At 62.3% G+C, this 17,380-nt stretch carries 21 protein-coding genes; 10 read left to right on the top strand and 11 right to left on the bottom strand.

Going from position 1 to position 17,380, the window contains the following annotated elements:
* Positions 1-32 precede the first annotated feature (32 nt).
* Positions 33-449, bottom strand: coding sequence for a hypothetical protein (locus GC125_RS12875; RefSeq protein WP_151986012.1), 417 nt, complete (start codon positions 447-449; stop codon positions 33-35).
* Positions 446-1,120: a phosphoribosylformylglycinamidine synthase subunit PurQ gene (gene purQ, locus GC125_RS12870; protein ID WP_151986011.1), complete on the bottom strand. Its 675-nt coding sequence runs from the start codon at positions 1,118-1,120 to the stop codon at positions 446-448. The genes GC125_RS12875 and purQ overlap by 4 nt, the downstream gene beginning before the upstream one ends.
* A gap of 123 nt (positions 1,121-1,243) precedes the next feature.
* Between purQ and kynA the strand changes: the two genes are divergently transcribed.
* Together kynA and GC125_RS12860 are read left to right on the top strand one after the other, a co-directional pair.
* Entirely contained in the window at positions 1,244-2,083 is an 840-nt protein-coding gene (gene kynA / locus GC125_RS12865) for a tryptophan 2,3-dioxygenase (protein ID WP_151986010.1), read from the top strand.
* 235 nt (positions 2,084-2,318) lie between these two features.
* Entirely contained in the window at positions 2,319-3,275 is a 957-nt protein-coding gene (locus GC125_RS12860; RefSeq protein ID WP_151986009.1) for a phytanoyl-CoA dioxygenase family protein, read from the top strand.
* 59 nt (positions 3,276-3,334) lie between these two features.
* On the opposite strand, the gene GC125_RS12855 is transcribed toward GC125_RS12860, so the two are convergent.
* The 4 genes from GC125_RS12855 to purC form a co-directional block, all read right to left on the bottom strand.
* Complete coding sequence (locus GC125_RS12855) at positions 3,335-4,306, bottom strand: GSCFA domain-containing protein (RefSeq protein WP_199864566.1); 972 nt, start codon at positions 4,304-4,306, stop codon at positions 3,335-3,337.
* 53 nt (positions 4,307-4,359) lie between these two features.
* Positions 4,360-5,142, bottom strand: coding sequence for a hypothetical protein (locus GC125_RS12850; protein ID WP_151986007.1), 783 nt, complete (start codon positions 5,140-5,142; stop codon positions 4,360-4,362).
* A gap of 173 nt (positions 5,143-5,315) precedes the next feature.
* Entirely contained in the window at positions 5,316-5,558 is a 243-nt protein-coding gene (purS, locus tag GC125_RS12845) for a phosphoribosylformylglycinamidine synthase subunit PurS (protein WP_151986006.1), read from the bottom strand.
* Positions 5,559-5,575: 17 nt separating this feature from the next.
* Positions 5,576-6,340 carry a phosphoribosylaminoimidazolesuccinocarboxamide synthase gene (gene purC, locus GC125_RS12840; RefSeq protein ID WP_126010082.1) on the bottom strand — a complete coding sequence of 255 codons (765 nt, stop codon included), beginning with the start codon at positions 6,338-6,340 and terminating at the stop codon, positions 5,576-5,578.
* Positions 6,341-6,629: 289 nt separating this feature from the next.
* Here purC and GC125_RS12835 point away from each other — a divergent pair, with 289 nt between their 5' ends.
* Positions 6,630-6,953 (top strand): DUF1476 domain-containing protein, encoded by a 324-nt coding sequence (locus tag GC125_RS12835; protein ID WP_151986005.1) that lies wholly within the window; start codon positions 6,630-6,632, stop codon positions 6,951-6,953.
* A gap of 25 nt (positions 6,954-6,978) precedes the next feature.
* Positions 6,979-7,743: an HpcH/HpaI aldolase family protein gene (locus GC125_RS12830; protein WP_151986004.1), complete on the top strand. Its 765-nt coding sequence runs from the start codon at positions 6,979-6,981 to the stop codon at positions 7,741-7,743.
* Positions 7,744-7,873: 130 nt separating this feature from the next.
* On the opposite strand, the gene GC125_RS12825 is transcribed toward GC125_RS12830, so the two are convergent.
* Positions 7,874-8,437 (bottom strand): RBBP9/YdeN family alpha/beta hydrolase, encoded by a 564-nt coding sequence (locus GC125_RS12825; RefSeq protein WP_151986003.1) that lies wholly within the window; start codon positions 8,435-8,437, stop codon positions 7,874-7,876.
* 153 nt (positions 8,438-8,590) lie between these two features.
* On the opposite strand from GC125_RS12825, the gene GC125_RS12820 reads away from it, so the two are divergent.
* A complete protein-coding gene (locus tag GC125_RS12820; RefSeq protein WP_151986002.1) occupies positions 8,591-8,989 on the top strand; it encodes a hypothetical protein in 399 nt (132 codons plus the stop codon).
* Positions 8,990-9,013: 24 nt separating this feature from the next.
* Here the strand turns inward: GC125_RS12820 and purB are convergent, their stop codons facing one another.
* From purB to GC125_RS12800, 4 genes are all read right to left on the bottom strand, one after another.
* Positions 9,014-10,321 (bottom strand): adenylosuccinate lyase, encoded by a 1,308-nt coding sequence (gene purB, locus GC125_RS12815; RefSeq protein WP_151986001.1) that lies wholly within the window; start codon positions 10,319-10,321, stop codon positions 9,014-9,016.
* 100 nt (positions 10,322-10,421) lie between these two features.
* Entirely contained in the window at positions 10,422-11,102 is a 681-nt protein-coding gene (gene rpe, locus GC125_RS12810; protein WP_151986000.1) for a ribulose-phosphate 3-epimerase, read from the bottom strand.
* 79 nt (positions 11,103-11,181) lie between these two features.
* The gene (locus GC125_RS12805) at positions 11,182-12,201 is read right to left on the bottom strand and encodes a P1 family peptidase (protein ID WP_151985999.1); all 1,020 of its coding nucleotides are present in this window, start codon (positions 12,199-12,201) and stop codon (positions 11,182-11,184) included.
* A gap of 8 nt (positions 12,202-12,209) precedes the next feature.
* Positions 12,210-13,343 (bottom strand): ABC transporter substrate-binding protein, encoded by a 1,134-nt coding sequence (locus GC125_RS12800; protein WP_210251656.1) that lies wholly within the window; start codon positions 13,341-13,343, stop codon positions 12,210-12,212.
* A 242-nt stretch (positions 13,344-13,585) separates the two neighbouring features.
* On the opposite strand from GC125_RS12800, the gene GC125_RS12795 reads away from it, so the two are divergent.
* Genes GC125_RS12795 through GC125_RS12775 form a run of 5 tightly spaced genes read left to right on the top strand, consistent with a single transcriptional unit; the run spans position 13,586 to position 17,379 of the window.
* A complete protein-coding gene (locus GC125_RS12795; protein ID WP_151985997.1) occupies positions 13,586-14,080 on the top strand; it encodes a flavin reductase in 495 nt (164 codons plus the stop codon).
* Positions 14,081-14,097: 17 nt separating this feature from the next.
* Positions 14,098-15,021 carry an AAA family ATPase gene (locus GC125_RS12790; RefSeq protein ID WP_151985996.1) on the top strand — a complete coding sequence of 308 codons (924 nt, stop codon included), beginning with the start codon at positions 14,098-14,100 and terminating at the stop codon, positions 15,019-15,021.
* 5 nt (positions 15,022-15,026) lie between these two features.
* Entirely contained in the window at positions 15,027-16,286 is a 1,260-nt protein-coding gene (locus GC125_RS12785; RefSeq protein ID WP_286165498.1) for a vWA domain-containing protein, read from the top strand.
* Between the two features lie 16 nt (positions 16,287-16,302).
* Positions 16,303-16,662 (top strand): XdhC family protein, encoded by a 360-nt coding sequence (locus tag GC125_RS12780; RefSeq protein ID WP_151985995.1) that lies wholly within the window; start codon positions 16,303-16,305, stop codon positions 16,660-16,662.
* Positions 16,663-16,668: 6 nt separating this feature from the next.
* On the top strand, positions 16,669-17,379 hold the full coding sequence (locus tag GC125_RS12775; protein ID WP_151985994.1) for an XdhC family protein: 711 nt from the start codon (positions 16,669-16,671) through the stop codon (positions 17,377-17,379).
* The last annotated feature ends 1 nt before the right edge of the window (position 17,380 follow it).

Here is a 17,380-nt window from a genome sequence, read left to right as displayed (position 1 = left end):
GCGTCGGTTAAGCGAGGTGATCGGGGCGGCGATCAGGCGGATGTCCCGCAGGAGGCGTCGCCGCTGGTGAAGCGCGCGATGTCGCCACGGATGCGGGGACCGGCAGTGCCATCCAGCAGCGGGCCGAAACTCGTCACGGTTCCAGCGGCGCCGGAGGCTTGTACGACCAGAAGTGGCCTTCCGCCGAAATCGCCGCTGGGAACCAAGAGGAAGCGGGGCTGGCCGGAGAACGAGTTCAGTTCGTTGGCAAAGCTGTAGCCGGCAAAGACCGGATCGCTGCTGGCGAACCAGCATCGGTGCGCGGCGATCGCCACCTGCTCCATGTTGCGCAGCGCAGCGCTTTTCTCCGACGCAGCGGCTTGCGCCGGCACCTCGGCGGAAGGTTCCGACTGGCAGCCGGCGAGCAGGGCGAGCGCTGCGATCAGGGCGAGGCGCGAGGCGGACATCATGCCGCGACGGCACCCAGGGCGGCTTCGAAAAGCGGGCGACCATCGGCGCCGCCATGGGCGGCCTCGATCAGATTTTCCGGGTGCGGCATCAATCCCAGAACGTTGCCCTGTTCGTTGATGAGGCCGGCGATGTCGTTCAGCGAGCCGTTCGGGTTGGTGCCTTCGGCATAACGGAAGACAACCTGGCCTTGACCCTCGATGCGCGCCAAAGTGTCCGGGTCGGCAAAGAAGTTGCCGTCGTGATGGGCGACCGGGCAACGGATGATCTGGCCCTTGGTGTAAAGGCTGGTGAACGCCGTCTTCGTGTTCACGACCTCGAGCTTCACTTCGCGGCAGACGAATTTGAGCGAGGCGTTGCGCATCAGAGCGCCAGGCAGAAGGCCCGCTTCCAGCAGGATCTGGAACCCGTTGCACACGCCGATGACGCGCGTGCCGCGGGCTGCCGCATCGCGAATGGCCTGCATGACGGGCATGCGCGCGGCGATCGCTCCACAGCGCAGGTAATCGCCATAGGAGAAGCCGCCTGGAATGACGATCAGATCGACATCGGCGGGAATGGTGGTTTCAGTCTGCCAGACCGTGACGGGCGGCGTGCCCGATATCTTGGTCAGCGCCGCGATCATGTCGCGGTCGCGGTTGAGGCCCGGCAGGATGATGACGGCTGACTTCATGGGAGCGTCCGGATCGGTGGAAGGACTTCGCACCGCTTCTAGAACATGGGAGCCGTGAAGGCGAGGGTATTGCGGCGGTTTCTTGTGGCGAATATGCCTGAATGCGGCATTTCGGAGCATGGCATGACGAACGACCAGGACAGCCGCGTCGAAGCGGGCATCGACCTCGATTTCACCGATCGCATGTCCTATGGCGACTATCTGCAGCTCGATACGCTGCTTTCGGCGCAAAAACCGCTGACCAGCGAGCCCGACGAGCCGCTGTTCATCGTCATCCATCACGTGCAGGAATTGTGGATATCGCTGATCCTGCACGAACTGGATTTCGCGATGGCCGCGATCCGGCAGGACCGGCCGGGCGTCGCCTTCAAAGCGCTCGCCCGCGTGGCGCGCATTCAGGAGCAGCTGGTTTCGGCCTGGGACGTGCTTTCGACCATGACGCCATCCGACTACCTGACGTTTCGCGCAGCACTCGGACAGTCCTCCGGCTTCCAGTCTCACCAGTACCGGATGATGGAGATGAAGCTCGGCGTCAAGGACGAGAAGATGCTGGTGCCGCACCGCCACCACGCCGAGCACTATGCCCGCCTGCAGGCGGCTTTTCAGGCGCCAAGCCTTTACGACGAGGCGATCGCGCTGCTGGCGCGACAGGGTCTGCCGGTGCCGGACGCACTTCTCACCCGCGACTTTTCGCGCAACCACGCCTATAGCGAAGCGCTGCGTGAAACCTGGCTGACGGTCTATCGAAACACGGAGCGCCATTTCGAGCTCTACGAACTGGCGGAGAAGCTGGTCGACGTAGAGGACAAGTTCCAGCAATGGCGCTTTCGCCATATGAAGACCGTTCAACGCATCATCGGCTTCAAGTCGGGCACCGGCGGCTCATCCGGCGTCGGCTACCTCAAGACAGCGCTCGATCGCTCGTTTTTCCCGGAACTGTGGGATGTGCGCACGGCGCTTTGAGGCCGGTTTCATGGTCTGCCCGTTCGAAGAAGCGATTCATCGATTGCACTGAAGTTCACACTTCGATCAGCGCCCGCCGAAGGCTTTTAGCCAGTGTGTTCAAAATGAAAGAACGCTTTCAGGTTGCATACCGATCGTGTATTTCCAGCATCACACTGTTCCAGGCTTTGCCGCTATTCTGCGCCATTGAAAAGACCGCTTCATCGTCCTTTGCTGTCACGTCGAAAGGCACCTCATGTTTGCACGCTTGTCGAATCTCTTCTCCCGTCGGCGTGACTGGAAATATCCGACGCCAGTTCCGGAACTGGCCAAGGATCTGGATTTCCGCACGCTCAAGGAATTTCGGGGCGATGCACTTCCCCAATCGAACACGATGAATTGGCTGGATGCGCCCGATGCCGTCGAAGAGATCGAGCGCCGCAGAGCCGCCGACCGGATCACCGAAGAAGAAGCGGAGGCGTGCCTCTACTGGGTCGAAAACGGATATCTGATCGTTGAGAAGTTATTCGCTGCGGAAGAACTGGATACGGCCTTCGAAGCTTATGAGAGGGCACTTCTTGCGGGCGAATTGGGTCCAATCGACGTTGTGAGCCCCGATGGACAGCTTTACGACCGAAAGCTCGATCCGGCCTTGCAGGTATCGGCACTGAAAGTCCTGCAGCATCACCCGAAGCTGATGCGCTGGACTGACCTTCTTCTTGGGCGGAAGACCGTGCCATTCCAGACAATCATGGGGCACGCCGGCAGCGGCCAGCGAGCACATTCCGACTCGATCCACATGACCACGTACCCAGTGGGTTTCATGGTGGCGAGCTGGACAGCTTTCGAAGACATAGAGGACGATAGCGGGCCTTTGGAATATTATCCGAAGAGCCACCGCCTGCCGTATCTGCTCAGCCGGGAAGCGGGCATTGAGCCTGCTCAGTTTCGGACAGAAGGCTACGCGGTTTACAGCAAACTCTATGAGCCAGCGATCGCCGAACTATGCGCGACGCATGGTTTTGAACGAAGGCAGTTCCTGCCCAAGAAAGGCGACACGCTCTTCTGGCATGCCAATCTGATCCACGGCGGCTCCGCGCGCGCCAATCCGAACAGGTCACGCAAGGCGCTCGTGTGTCACAATTTCGCTGAGGGCGTGCTGAGCTACCACGATCTGTCAGGCCTGCCGACACGTATCCATACACAGCCTTAGAAGGGCTGTGTGAACCGCTCGCGGGTCGAACGCTTCCGCTTGGCGGTGGAAGCGGCTGATCACTTGTCCGACATCGTCTCTTCGCACTCCCGGCGCGTCAGTTCTTCTGACAACAGCTTTTGCCAGGACACTTCCTCCAGGCGTTCTGATGCCTCGGGAAGCTCGCAGTGGGCGAAAAGAGCCCCCACGACAGCAGCGACGCCTTTCGCATTCACGTTCCGCAAGTCGTTTTCGAAATGCTGGTTCGATTCCGGACCCATAACGATTTCGTAGGCTGGGAAATAGCTTACGCCTGGCACCGTCGATTCAACGTCATCCGCGGCAACACGCAAGACCGACTTCGAGTAGGTCGTTGCCGTGAAGACGTGGCTGTCCGTCGCAGTCGCTACCAGAGGAACTGGTGACACTGTCAGGATCACGCGAAGGTCCGGATTGATCTGTCGGGCAGTGGCAATCGCGGCTTTGAGATCGGTCGCGACCTCGTGTGCATTGAAATTCGCGAAACGATGTCTCTCGGCGCTGAAAGTCCCAGCAATCGTGCCGGGGCAGGCAGGAAAAACGGCGCCATCATCTTCCGATGCCCAGGCCTCCGTGAGGCCGAGCGTGAAGAGTAGGACGCTTGATTGGCTGAATGTCTCCCGCACCCTGTCCAAATGAGCCCGCGTTAGGATCTCGAACTCGTCTTCATCTTCGGCGCAGTTTGGAAGTCCAGGCCTGAACGGGTCGTAGACGCCATCATCTTCGATCCACCGATCTTCCCTCGGTGCAAATTCGCCGGTTGCTCGTTGAAGAAGCTGCAGCAATTGGCGGCTGGTATAGATATTTCCGTAAGAGGCCGAATAGCGGCTATAGCCGAAGCGGTCGCCATCGGTGTCCATCGATTCGGTGCGCAGATACTGGAAGCCGGCGCGCTCGAGAAACGGAACGATGTTTGCCGCAAAGCAGCTTCCCGCCGAGATGATACGGTCATCCGGCTTCAAGAGAGGGGTTTTGCCGCGATAAAGATCGGCGGGCGCATAGTTCCTTGCCACTGATCGTGACCAAAAGGACGTTGGCGGAAGCTGTTGGTAAGGATGATTGCGGGTCATGGCTTCTCCAACTCCTTAACGACATAGTCCAGCATCAGCTTGCCGTAGGCAGGGTTCGCGTGGGTAACATCACTTGCCCAGAACTCATCCCGCAGATAGCCGTCCTCGTCCTGTGTTTCCTTGAGGACCGGGAGGAAATGGCCGCCGATCCTTTTGGCTTCGTCGGCCAATATGTCCTGCAGCAGATACCATAGCTTGAGACGGATATGTGGCTCGGTGATGCGGATATCGGCCGGGTCGATCTTTTTTGCTTCAGCATAGGCAAGAAAATGCGGCTCGGCTTCGAACATCGTGCGCAGCCGGTCATTGTCCTTTTTCGGCGGTGGTGTTCCGACGATGATCACGCGTTGCGGCCGCGCTCTGTTCAATTGATCGAGCAGTTCTGCAAGATCCGACAAGCCACCTTCATAAAAGCGTTTCCGGATTGTGCTTCGCGCGATGATCTGAATGTTGTTCAGAATCTTGGTGACGTGTTTCGATGAAAAATCGAAATCATATGCGTCGCGAAAAAAGTAGCGCGCATTATGTTCATTACCGCCCCAGACGATGGCGATACGCGCGTTTCCGGCATGCTGAACGAGCGCACTCCAGTAGTCTTCGAGCCTCGGCCAAGGACCATCCAAGGCTTCCAGGTGGCTCGTTGCATCGACGATTCTCAGGGTCGGTGCCAGTTCGTGCCGCCAGCCAACCATTGCGTTGACATGGGAGTGTCCAGCGATGATCGCGCGGTATCCGACCGCAGGTCTCACGATCTCTTCCTGTGACACAGCATCGGACATAGGCTTTTACTCTTCAAGTAAATTCGGCGATCTGGTCTTTGAGGATCGCTTGGGTCGTGGCGACTCTATCGGAATAGGTGCGCACCTCATTGTCGCCACACAGCACGACTGGCTGTAGAACACCAAACGGCTGCCGCCGACACGGCTCTGACATACCGGATAGGGCACAACCATCAGGCGATGTGGATAGAATAATCCTCGATCACCGTGTTGGCCAGAAGCTTGTCGCACATGGCCCTGAGGTCGGCTTCGGCTTTTGCGCGGTCGTCCGTCTGCAATTCCAGGTCGAAAACCTTGCCCTGGCGGACATGGCCGACGCCGGAGAAGCCGAGTGCGCCGAGAGCGCCCTCGATCGCTTTTCCCTGCGGGTCGAGAACGCCGTTCTTCAGCGTCACGGTTACACGTGCCTTGATCACTCGTCTTTCCTCAGATGCTACTTGACCAGGACGGGGCCAGTGCCGCGGACCGGTTCGTTTTCGTTCATGATGCCGAGGCGGCGAGCGACTTCCTGGTAGGCTTCGACGAGACCGCCGAGATCACGGCGGAAACGGTCCTTGTCCATCTTCTCGTTGGTCTGGATATCCCACAGACGGCAGCTGTCGGGCGAGATCTCGTCGGCGACGATGATGCGCATCATGTCGCCTTCGAACAGGCGGCCGCATTCGATCTTGAAATCGACAAGCTGGATGCCGACGCCGAGGAAGAGGCCGGTGAGGAAATCGTTGACGCGGATGGCGAGCGCCATGATGTCGTCGATCTCCTGCGGGCTTGCCCAGCCGAAGGCGGTGATGTGCTCTTCGGAGACCATCGGGTCGTCGAGCGCATCGGCCTTGTAGTAGAACTCGATGATCGAGCGCGGCAGGACGGTGCCTTCCTCGATGCCGAGGCGCTTGGCCAGCGAACCGGCCGCGACGTTGCGCACCACGATCTCCAGCGGAATGATCTCGACTTCCTTGATCAGCTGCTCGCGCATATTGAGCCGCTTGATGAAGTGCGTCGGGATGCCGATCCGGTTCAGATGCGTGAAGACGTACTCGGAAATCCTGTTGTTGAGGACGCCCTTGCCGTCGATGACATCGTGTTTCTTCTTGTTGAACGCGGTCGCGTCGTCCTTGAAGAACTGGATCAGAGTGCCAGGCTCCGGTCCTTCATAAAGGATCTTGGCCTTGCCTTCGTAGATGCGGCGGCGACGGTTCATGATGATCTTTTACTCTTGAGTGGCGGGCGAGGGGGTTCAAGCGGCTCGGTCAGCGCAGCCAGGTCCTGCCCGGATGATGGTCGTTATGTCGTGCGAGTGCTTATCCGATATGGCGTGCGGACACAATTGTTCCGTTCCAGCCATGCCCGACCTTTTCGTCCCAGACGTGGCACCGCCTGCCTGCGACTTCGTCGTGGGCTGCCTTTTCAACGACATGGAATCCGACCATAGTCCGCCCCGAGCGGTGCCGGACTGGCACTTAATGACGAACTGAAAACGGAGACGACGCATGGCTGCCAGCATGGACGACCGCCAAAAGGGATTCGAAAACAAATTCGCCCATGACGCCGACCTGCGCTTCAAAGCCGAAGCGCGGCGCAACAAGCTGCTGGGACTTTGGGCAGCCGACCTGATCGGCAAGACGGGCGATGACGCTGCCGAGTATGCAAAGGACGTCGTCAAATCGGATTTCCAGGAAGCCGGCGACGAGGATGTCTTCCGCAAGGTGCGTGGCGATCTCGATGCGGCGGGTGCGAAAGTCTCCGACGAGCTACTGCGCAGCAAGATGATCGAGCTGATGGCCGAGGCCATCCAGCAGGTTCAAAGCAACTGACGTCTCCGCCTAGAGGAGGGCTATCGTGAAGCTTGCAGATAAATTGAATGCCGGAGAAACCATTCTGACGGCGTGGTCGACACTGGCCTCGACCGGGGTGGTGGAGCTTCTGGCCCGAGCCGACTTCGACGCGGTGACGCTCGACATGCAGCATGGCGCGCACACCGAAGAAAGCGTGCACGACGGGCTATTGGCGATCGCAGCCTCCGACAAGGGTGCGATCGTGCGCATTCCGGTCGGGCGCAACGACATGGTCAGCCGGGCGCTCGATTTCGGCGCGGAGGCGATCATCGCGCCGATGATCAATTCGGTGGAGGACGCACGGAGGTTTGCCGCGCATGCCAAATATCCGCCGGTCGGGCAGCGCTCCTGGGGGCCGGCACGCGCGCTGTCGATGCGCGGCATTCAGAAGGGCCAGGATTATCTCAGCTCGGCGAACGAAAAGACGGTTGCCTTTGCCATGATCGAGACGCGGGCGGCGCTTGCGGCGCTCGACGACATTCTCGCTTGCCCGGGGATCGACGGGGTATTCGTCGGGCCTTCGGATTTCTCCATCTCATGGACGAGCGGCGCAGCGGTCGATCCGCACCATGAAGAAATGACCAAGGCGATCGCCGATGTGGCGCGCCGGGCGAAGGCTGCCGGCAAGCACGCAGGCGTCTTCGTCTTCGATGCGCCGCGCACCCAATCCTACGTCAAGATGGGCTTCAATCTGCTCTCCGTCATTCACGACGGGGCGTATCTCTCGCTTGGCATGAGCACGATGCTCGACCAGGCACGAAACGGCTGAGAAAAGGCGATCCTGGCGAACTTGTCGGTCAGAGTAATTTCGCTTTTCTTCGAATAGCTCAATGACTCTAAGTTTTTGCTTTGTCGCGTTTCCAGACGGTGAACCGGTGCCCGCTTCACCTTGAAACGCTCTAGTTGGCCGGCGGGCTCAGCTTTTGCAGGAATTTCGCAAAGACCAGAAGCCCCTCGGGCCAGGGCCCGTGGCCTGATTCGGCATTGATGTGGCCGATCTCGCCGCCATCGACGAGCAGCGATCCCCATGCGCCTGCGATATCCTCGGCGACGTCATAGCTGCAGAACGGATCGTTCCGGCTGGCCACCACGATCGACGGGAACGGCAGGGGGTCGCGCGAGTAGGGGCCGAAGGTCATCAGGTGTTTGGGGCGGATTGCCTCGTTCGCCACGTCGGGCGGTGCGACGAGAAACGCGCCGGCGACCGGTCGCCGATAGTCCGCGATGGCTTGGACGGCTGTTGCCACGCCCAATGAATGGGCGACGATGATGACGGGGCGGGTCGCGGCGTTCACGGCCTCCGCCATGCTCGTAGTCCATTCGGCTCGGTCGGGCTTCGACCAGGATTCCTGTTCGACACGACGTGCGGTGGAGAGCTTCGTCTGCCAGCGGGTCTGCCAGTGGTCCGGGCCGGAATTGGTGTAGCCAGGGACGATGAGGATGTCGGTTTCTGCTGCTTTCATGGTGGGCTCATGTGCGTTTGCGGCGAAGCCATGTCAACTGCGTTGCTCGACTTCTGCAGTTCCTTGAATGGGAATTGAATGAGCCCATTCAAGGGCAGTTTGGCCGGTTTGACCTAATCCCTCGTTTCAGTTGAGATACGAAAGGATCAGACCATGACGAACGAATTTTCCGAGACTGCCGGTCAGTCGCCCGCAACCGTCACGCCTCCGAATGCCGCCGATGGCAGAGAGGCGCTGGCACAGCGCATGGACCGGATCGAGTCGCAACTGGAGCGGCTTTCCCTCGCGCTCGAAACGTCGACGGCGCAGCGGGCTGACGCTCAAGCCGCTGCCGGGCGCACTGCCGAACCGGTCGACGGTGTCGAGCTTGGCGGGCGGGCGAAAGCCGAAACGCTTCACCGCGAATCGACGGCCAAGCGCGTAACCGACGGCGTTTCCGGCTCCATGGCAGGCGCGGACGCAACGGTACGCGACTGGTTCGACCGCCGGCCGTTTCTGTTCATGACGGGGCTCTTCATCGCAGCCCTCGTCGTGTTCCAGATCATCGATTAAGCGCAGGCCGGATGGCGGGGCCGCTCAGGCCTCGCCGAAGACACGGGCGAAGATCGTGTCCACATGCTTGGTGTGATAGCCGAGATCGAACTTCTCGCGGATCTGGTCTTCCGAAAGGGCAGCCGTCACTTCGCCATCGGCGAGGAGTTCCGTCAGGAAGTCCTTGCCTTCCTCCCAGACCTTCATCGCATTGCGCTGGACGAGGCGGTAGGAATCCTCGCGGCTGACGCCGGCCTGCGTCAGCGCCAGCAGAACGCGCTGCGAGTGGATCAGTCCTCGGAACTTGTTCATGTTCTTCAACATGTTGTCCGGATAGATCACCAGCTTCTCGACGACGCCGGCGAGGCGGTTCAGTGCGAAGTCCAGCGTGATCGTGGTGTCCGGCCCAATGGCACGCTCGACGCTCGAATGGCTGATGTCACGCTCGTGCCAGAGCGCCACGTTTTCGAGCGCAGGCGTGACCGACATGCGTACGAGACGGGCGAGACCGGTGAGATTCTCCGTAAGCACAGGATTACGCTTGTGCGGCATGGCCGACGAGCCCTTCTGGCCGGGCGAGAAGAATTCTTCCGCTTCCAGCACTTCGGTGCGCTGCATGTGCCGGATCTCGATGGCGACGTTTTCGATCGACGAGGCGATGACGCCGAGCGTCGCGAAGAACATAGCGTGGCGGTCGCGCGGGATGATCTGCGTCGAAATCGGTTCGGGTTTCAGGCCGAGCTTGGCGCAGACATGTTCTTCGACCGATGGGTCAATATTGGCGAAAGTGCCGACGGCGCCCGAAATTGCGCCGGTGGCGATCTCTGCACGGGCAGCGACGAGCCGGTCGCGGCCGCGCGCCATCTCGGCATAAAAGCGCGCGAAGGTCAGGCCCATGGTGGTCGGCTCGGCATGGATGCCATGGCTGCGGCCGATGCGGACGGTGTCCTTGTGCTCGAAGGCACGCTTCTTCAGCGCTGCCAGAACGCGGTCCATGTCCGCCAGAAGCAGGTCGGCAGCACGCACGAGCTGGATGTTGAGCGTGGTGTCCAGAACGTCCGACGACGTCATGCCCTGGTGCACGAAACGCGAATCCGGCCCGATGAATTCCGCAAGATGCGTCAGAAAGGCGATGACGTCGTGCTTCGTGACGGCCTCGATTTCATCGATGCGGGCGACGTCGAACTCGGCCTTGCCACCTTTGTCCCAGATCGTTGCGGCGGCTTCCTTCGGGATGACGCCCAGTTCGGCGAGCGCGTCACAGGCATGGGCCTCGATCTCGAACCAGATGCGGAACTTCTGTTCCGGCGACCAGATGGCGACCATGTCGGGGCGGGAGTAGCGCGGGATCATTGGCGGGCCTGTCTTTGGACAAAGAAGAAAACGGTGTGAAAGAAAAAGCTGATGGGCCTCTAGCAGAGGCGGCCGGCAAGCTCAAACGGCTGTGAGGTCGTCAACGCGCGCCTTCGGCGGCTTGGCGGATGGCGTCGATATTGGCGCGGTAGCCCTCGACGCCATCACCCTTGAAGACGGCCGAACCGGCGACGAGCGCGTTGACGCCGGCGCTCGCGGCGAGCGGTGCGGTCTCGGGCGTGATGCCGCCATCGATCTCGAGATCGATCGGTCGGTCGCCGATCATGGCATTGAGCTTGCGGCACTTCTCGACGACGCCCGGAATGAATTTCTGGCCGCCGAAGCCCGGATTGACGCTCATGACCAGTATGAGATCGACCATGTCGAGCACGTATTCGACGACATGCTCTGGCGTTCCGGGGTTGAGCGCGACGCCGGCCTTCTTGCCGAGCGCGCGGATCGCCTGCAGCGAGCGGTGCAGATGCGGACCGGCCTCGGCATGGACGGTGATGATGTCGCAGCCGGCTTTCGCGAAGGCTTCGAGATAGGGGTCGGTCGGCGCGATCATCAGATGGCAGTCGAAGACCGCATCGGTGTGGGGCCGCAGCGCCTTGATGACATCGGGGCCATAAGAAATGTTCGGGACGAAATGGCCATCCATCACGTCCAGATGGATCCAGTCGGCGCCGGCCTGGACCACATCGCGGACTTCTTCGCCGAGGCGGGCATAGTCGGACGCGAGGATCGAGGGAGCGATGCGGATCGGGCGCTGGGCGGACATTTGTGAGGTCTCCGGGATTTTGGCGGCGCGCGCTGGCGTTAACACCTGTGGCCGGACGGCACAACGCGCGCGGGCGCGCTCAACGCGGCGCATCCCCGAATTTCTGGCGCCATGTGGGCAAGACGTCGCCTTCAGCAGGCGAAGCGGCGTAGACGCCGCGCGCGATGGCGCGGGCCATGGTGGATGATGCGGCGGCGCAAAGGTCGATGAAGTCGTCCACAGCCGGCGCACCCATTTGGCCGGTTGCGAGCGCAAACACCAGGTCGCCGTCCATGGCCGTATGAGCTGGCCAGATGGCACGGGCGAAGCCGTCATGGGCGGAAATCGCCAGGCGCTTGGCTTGTGCTTTCGTGAGCGTCGCGTTCGTGGCGATGACGGCAATCGTCGTGTTGCCACCTGGGCGTGCCCGGTCGCGCATCTTGAGCGCGATCCGGTCTGGTTCAATCGGCATGACGCCCGGATAGCCCCGACCGCCGAACTCTCCGTTCTTTTCGAAGGGGGCAGCCCAGAAATGACCTTCCTCGCCGAAGGTCACGGAGCCGATCGCATTAACGGCGACCAGCGCGCCGACGGTGTGGCCAGTGGCGAGGACGGTCGATGCCGAGCCAACACCCCCCTTCAATCCAGCAGTGAGGGCGCCCGTTCCCGCACCCGACGCACCGAGACGGAATTCGGCGGCTGCGGTTTGGGCGGCTGCGTAGCCCAGTTCGCGATAGGGCGGGTATCGCCCCCAGCTCTTGTCGCCGCCGTTCATGAGGTCGAACAGTATGGCGGAAGGGACGATCGGGATGCGGTGCTGACCGACGGGAAAGCCGCGCCCGCGTTCACGCAGCCAAGCCTGAACACCCGACGCTGCATCCAGGCCGAAACCGGACCCGCCTGAAAGAACGAGCGCGTCCACCGTCTCGACCGTATTGTGCGGCTCAAGCAGGTCGGTCTCGCGCGTGCCCGGCGCTCCGCCGAGCACCTGAACGGCTGCGACCGTCGGCTCGTCGCACAAAAGCGCCGTCACGCCCGATTTAAGGTGGTCGTCTTCGGCGTTACCAACGACAAGGCCGCCGACATCCGTGATGAGATTGCTCGGGCCGGGCCGCATCACCGTCCCCCTCATCGAATGGGTGCCGCGTCTTCGGCAGGGACGAGGCGGCCGTCTTGCGAGATGCGCAGCACGTAGGGAGCCTCGTCGGACTGGTCGGAGCCGAACTCGACCGGTCCGATCGCTGTCGAGAAGGTTTCCGTGCGCAGTGTCTCAGCCAGGTCCGATCCCGCGCTCGATGCCAAAGCCTTGGCGGAGGCAGCGATTTCGGCGGCGGCATAGATGGGCAGCAGGTAGGCGTCGTCGGCGCGGCGGTCGAGATCGTCGCGTTCGCGCAGCAGGGTTTCGATCGCCGCGATCGCGCCGGCCGCTTCTTCGTCGGTTGCCGGGCGTTCGGCGACCATCGCCAGCACGCCGTCGGGGAGCGGGGCTTCGCCATCGGCAGCCTGCAGCGCATCGCCGCCCATGAAGGTGAGGTTCAAGCCAGCCTGAGCGGCATCGCGCGCCATGATGGCGACGTCGGCACGATCGCCACCGACGAAGACATGGCTGACGCCGGCAGCGGCGAGCCGCCGGACGAGGCCGAACTGCAGCTCCTCGGCAGGGCGAAAATTGTCGATGAAGCTCGGCGTGATTCCTCCTTGCTCCAGTTCGAGCCGCACGGTTTCCGCAAGATCGCGGCCGTAGATCGTGCCGTCCTCGATGAGGGCGAAAGGCTCGTCGGACCAGCGCGCGGCAATGGTCTGCGCGATCGCCGTCGCTTCTGCTTCGGCGGAAGGCGCGATGCGGAAGAGCGGCCACCGGCCGGCGAGCGCATCTTCCATGACGATGCCGGCACGCAGGCTGACACTGATCGCCGGAATGTCGGCATCGGCGAGGATAGGCATGACCTGGTTGACCGTCTCGGCACAGAAGAGGCCGATGACGGCATCGACATCGGAATCGACCATGAGCTCGGCCGCGCCTGCCGCATTCGCGTCGCTGCACGGCTCGACCGCATCGATGATGGTGACCGACAGATCGGTGTGGGACGTGGCAAAGGCATCGAGCGCGATGCCTGCCTGTTCGCCGATGATCGCGAGCGTGCCATCCGTCGGCGCGATCAGCCCGAGACGCAGTTCCTGGGCGCTTGCGGTGGCAGGCAGAGACCAGGCGGCGGCGGCAAGCGCCAGTGCCGGACCAAAACTGCTGAACTCGGCTTTCACCACGAGGTTCGTCCCTTCAAGATTCCAGCCTGATGTGTAGACGCAAGGGGCCGTCGTTCCAACATCAAAAGCCGAACGGGGACGCTTTGGCCTGAGCTTGAGTGTTCGATGCGCGGATTGACGTCGGCGCGGTCAAATGCGCAAGAGCGGTCCTGTAATTGCGTCATTCACCGCCTATGTAAAAAGAGCGGGCGCCCGACGGGTCCTTGCGCGCCTGCCATAAACGTTTCTTGAGGTTCCTGGTGCTTCACAAGCAGTCGATCACGCCCGAAGACTATCGCGAAGCCATGAGCCGGTTCGCCGGGCATGTGCATGTGGTGACGGCGGAACTCGACGGCATCAGACGGGGCATGACGGCAACGGCGTGCTGCTCGGTTTCCGATGCGCCGCCCACGGTGCTGGTCTGCATCAACCGCACGAACCCGCGCAACGAGACGTTTTTCAATGCCGGCTCTTTCGCGATCAACACGCTGGCGATCGATCATGTGCCGGTCGCCAATGCCTTTTCCGGCTTCGCGGATATGACGGACGAGGAACGGTTTTCGGTTGGCGCGTGGGACACGATCACGACCGGTGCGCCGACGCTTGCCGATGCGCGCGCGGTTTTCGACTGTCGCGTGCTCGAACTAAAGCCCATGTCGACGCATATGGTGGTGTTCGGGCAGGTTGTCGGCTTGAGGCTCGGCGAACACCGACCGGCTCTCATCTATCTCGACCGGAACTACCGGGACCTCTGAGGACCCTTGGAGACGCCATGTCTGACGCAATCGCCATTCCCGCATCAATCGACGACACGCTGACGCTTCTCAACGCCAACGACTACGTGGCCGGGCGCGATCTGGCGACGGTGGTGTTCCTGGCGCTGAAGATGAAGCGACCGCTGTTCCTGGAAGGCGAGGCGGGCGTCGGCAAGACGGAAATCGCCAAGGTGCTGGCCAAGGGCCTCGATCGGCCGTTGATCCGGCTGCAGTGCTACGAAGGCCTCGATGTCGCGTCGGCGGTCTACGAGTGGAACTATCCGGCGCAAATGCTCGAGATCCGCATGGCGGAAGCGACGGGCGGCACCGACCGCAGTGCGATCGAGAAGGGCATCTTCTCCGACAAGTTCCTGATCCGGCGTCCCGTGCTGCAAGCGCTGGAAGCCAAGGATGGCCGCGCGCCGGTGTTCCTCATCGACGAGCTCGACCGGACCGACGAGGCGTTCGAGGCGTTTCTGCTCGAAGTGCTTTCCGACTATCAGGTGACGATCCCGGAGATCGGCACGATCAAGGCGGATGAGCCGCCGATCGTGATCATCACGACGAACCGGACGCGCGAAATCCACGACGCACTGAAACGCCGGTGTCTCTATCATTGGGTCGATTACCCCAATGCCGAGCGCGAGCTCGAGATCGTGCGGCGGAAGGTGCCGAACTGCAATGCGGATCTGTCGCGTCAGGTGGTGGCCTATGTGCAGAAGCTGCGCACTATCGATCTCTTCAAGAACCCGGGTGTGGCCGAGACGATCGATTGGGCGAGCGCGCTGACCGAGCTCGACCGCATGGCACTCGACCCGCAGACCGTGTCCGATACGCTCGGCACGCTTTTGAAATACCAGGAAGACATCGCGCGGATCGGAACGGGCGAAGGCCGCAAGATCCTCGACGAGGTAAAGGCGGGCCTGGCCGCAGCGGAGTGAGCGCGATGGTCACCGACAACGAGACCATGAAGCCGGACACGACGGGCGCCTTCGACGGTCGGCTTGCGGACAATATCGTCTTCTTCGCGCGCACGTTGCGCAAGGCCGGCATGCGCGTCGGGCCGGCGGCGGTGACCGATGCGATCGAGGCGGTGAAGACGGCCGGCGTCGGCGATCGCGACGATTTCTACTGGGTGCTGCATTCGGTGCTGGTCAACCGGCACGAGGATCATGTGATCTTCGACGAGGCCTTCCGGCTCTATTGGCGGTCGCGCGACCTCGTCGAGAAGATGATCGCGATGTTCTCCCCGGTCGCCCCCGACACGCGCGAGCGCCAGAAACTCAAGGCCGGCGAAACCCGCGTTTCGCAGGCATTGTTCGAGGGGCACGAGAAGGCCCGCCCACCGGAAGAAAAACCCGAAATCGAGGTGGATGCGCGCTTCTCCTCGTCCGGCAACGAGGTGTTGCGCAAGACCGATTTCGCGCAGATGACAGCGCCGGAAATCGCGCGCGCCAAGAAGGCGCTCGGCGACCTCGTGCTGCCCGACGACCGGGTGGTGACGCGGCGGTTCCGGCCGACGCACCGGCCGGGGCGGATCGATCCGCGCGCCACCATGCGGGGCGCGTTGCGCAGCGGCGGCGAACTGATCCTGCCGGCCTACCGGGCGCGGCGCGAGGTGCATCCGCCGCTCGTGGTTCTCGCCGATATTTCTGGATCGATGAGCCAGTACACAAGGATATTCCTGCATTTCCTTCACGTGCTGACGGAGCGCCGCCGGCGGGTCCACACCTTTCTCTTCGGCACGCGGCTGACGAATGTGACGCGGCAGATGCGCCACAAGGACCCCGACGAGGCGCTGGCGGAATGCGCGGACGCCGTGAAGGACTGGCAGGGCGGGACGCGGATCGCGACGACGCTTGCCGAATTCAACCGGCTGTGGGGCCGGCGCGTGCTCGGCCAGGGTGCGGTGGTGCTGATCATCACCGACGGGCTGGAGCGCGACGGCACCGAAGATCTTTCCCGCGAGATGGACAGGCTTCACCGATCCTGCCGGCGGTTGATCTGGCTTAATCCGCTTCTGCGCTTCGACGGGTTCGAACCGCGCGCCCGCGGCGTGCAGGCGATGCTGCCGCATGTGGACGAATTCCGCGCGGTGCATAATCTGGATGCGATCACCGGGCTGGTGGCAGCGCTTGGTGCCGGAAAAAGCCGCGATGCCGACCCGAGGCGCTTCATGACCGCAAGGCGATCCGCCGCGGCCTGAACGAGGAGATGTGACGATGACGACGCAATCCATAGAACTAGCTGCAGTGCCGTCCGCCGTGCTCGCCGACGATCCGCTGGTGATCGCCGAGGGCTGGGCGAAAGAGGGGCGTTCGGTTGCCGTAGCGACGGTTGTCGAAACATGGGGCTCCGCGCCACGCCCGGTGGGAAGCCATCTGGTGATCGATGGCGAAGGCAACTTCGAAGGATCGGTGTCCGGCGGTTGCGTCGAGGGTGCGGTCGTCTCCGAAGCTCTGGACGTGATTTCCGCGGGCGCGCCGCGCATGCTGGAATTCGGCGTTGCCGACGAGACCGCATGGCGCGTCGGTCTTTCCTGCGGCGGACGCATTCGCGTTTATGTCGAGAAATTGGGCTGAACGGCTGTGGAACAGACACTTCTGCAGGATTTGAACGCGGAACGGCAGGCGCGCCGCGCCGTGATCCGTCTGACGGCACTGGACGGTTCCGACGACCGGCTCGTTCGCGAAGGCGAGACGATCGAAGGGCCACTGGAATCGATCGTGGAAGCCGCATTCCGGCGCGGAACGTCGCGCATCGAGGAGGTGGACGGCACGAGCTACTTCCTCAACGTGCATGTACCGCCGCCGCGCATCGTGGTGATCGGCGCAGTCCACATCAGCCAGGCGCTGGCGCCCATGGCTGCGATCGCCGGCTACGATCTGACGATCATCGATCCGCGCACGGCCTTCGCGACGCCGGAGCGTTTCGGAGGCACAGCGCTCTTTGCCGATTGGCCTGAGGACGCGCTGAAGGATGCGCCGCTCGATCGGTATACGGCGCTCGTCGCCGTCACGCACGATCCGAAGATCGACGATTATCCGATCCAGGCGGCGCTCGAAGCCGGCTGCTTCTATGTGGGTGCGCTCGGGAGCCGGAAAACGCACGGCAAACGTCTGGAGCGTCTGGACGAGGCGGGTGTGAGCGAGGATGTGGCTGCCCGCATCAAGGCGCCGATCGGGCTCGACATCGGTGCGGCGAGCCCCGGCGAGATCGCCGTGGCAATCCTCGGCGAGATTATCGAAAGCCTGCGCCGGCGGCCAATCGTGGGGCCTTCCGGATCAACGGGCGGATGAG

It is taken from the genome of Rhizobium sp. EC-SD404, from assembly GCF_902498825.1.
GTDB lineage: Bacteria > Pseudomonadota > Alphaproteobacteria > Rhizobiales > Rhizobiaceae > Georhizobium.
This window is presented reverse-complemented; position numbering and strand designations above follow the sequence as displayed.

Bases quoted from the DNA above. Each gene is read 5' to 3' on its own strand.
- kynA (WP_151986010.1), top strand. From the start codon at position 1,244: ATGACGAACGACCAGGACAGCCGCGTCGAAGCGGGCATCGACCTCGAT.
- GC125_RS12835 (WP_151986005.1), top strand. From the start codon at position 6,630: ATGGCTGCCAGCATGGACGACCGCCAAAAGGGATTCGAAAACAAATTC.
- purQ (WP_151986011.1), bottom strand. From the start codon at position 1,120: ATGAAGTCAGCCGTCATCATCCTGCCGGGCCTCAACCGCGACCGCGAC.
- GC125_RS12780 (WP_151985995.1), top strand. From the start codon at position 16,303: ATGACGACGCAATCCATAGAACTAGCTGCAGTGCCGTCCGCCGTGCTC.
- GC125_RS12790 (WP_151985996.1), top strand. From the start codon at position 14,098: ATGTCTGACGCAATCGCCATTCCCGCATCAATCGACGACACGCTGACG.
- GC125_RS12850 (WP_151986007.1), bottom strand. From the start codon at position 5,142: ATGTCCGATGCTGTGTCACAGGAAGAGATCGTGAGACCTGCGGTCGGA.
- purB (WP_151986001.1), bottom strand. From the start codon at position 10,321: ATGATCCCGCGCTACTCCCGCCCCGACATGGTCGCCATCTGGTCGCCG.
- GC125_RS12825 (WP_151986003.1), bottom strand. From the start codon at position 8,437: ATGAAAGCAGCAGAAACCGACATCCTCATCGTCCCTGGCTACACCAAT.
- GC125_RS12820 (WP_151986002.1), top strand. From the start codon at position 8,591: ATGACGAACGAATTTTCCGAGACTGCCGGTCAGTCGCCCGCAACCGTC.
- rpe (WP_151986000.1), bottom strand. From the start codon at position 11,102: ATGTCCGCCCAGCGCCCGATCCGCATCGCTCCCTCGATCCTCGCGTCC.
- purC (WP_126010082.1), bottom strand. From the start codon at position 6,340: ATGAACCGTCGCCGCCGCATCTACGAAGGCAAGGCCAAGATCCTTTAT.
- GC125_RS12860 (WP_151986009.1), top strand. From the start codon at position 2,319: ATGTTTGCACGCTTGTCGAATCTCTTCTCCCGTCGGCGTGACTGGAAA.
- GC125_RS12875 (WP_151986012.1), bottom strand. From the start codon at position 449: ATGATGTCCGCCTCGCGCCTCGCCCTGATCGCAGCGCTCGCCCTGCTC.
- GC125_RS12785 (WP_286165498.1), top strand. From the start codon at position 15,027: ATGGTCACCGACAACGAGACCATGAAGCCGGACACGACGGGCGCCTTC.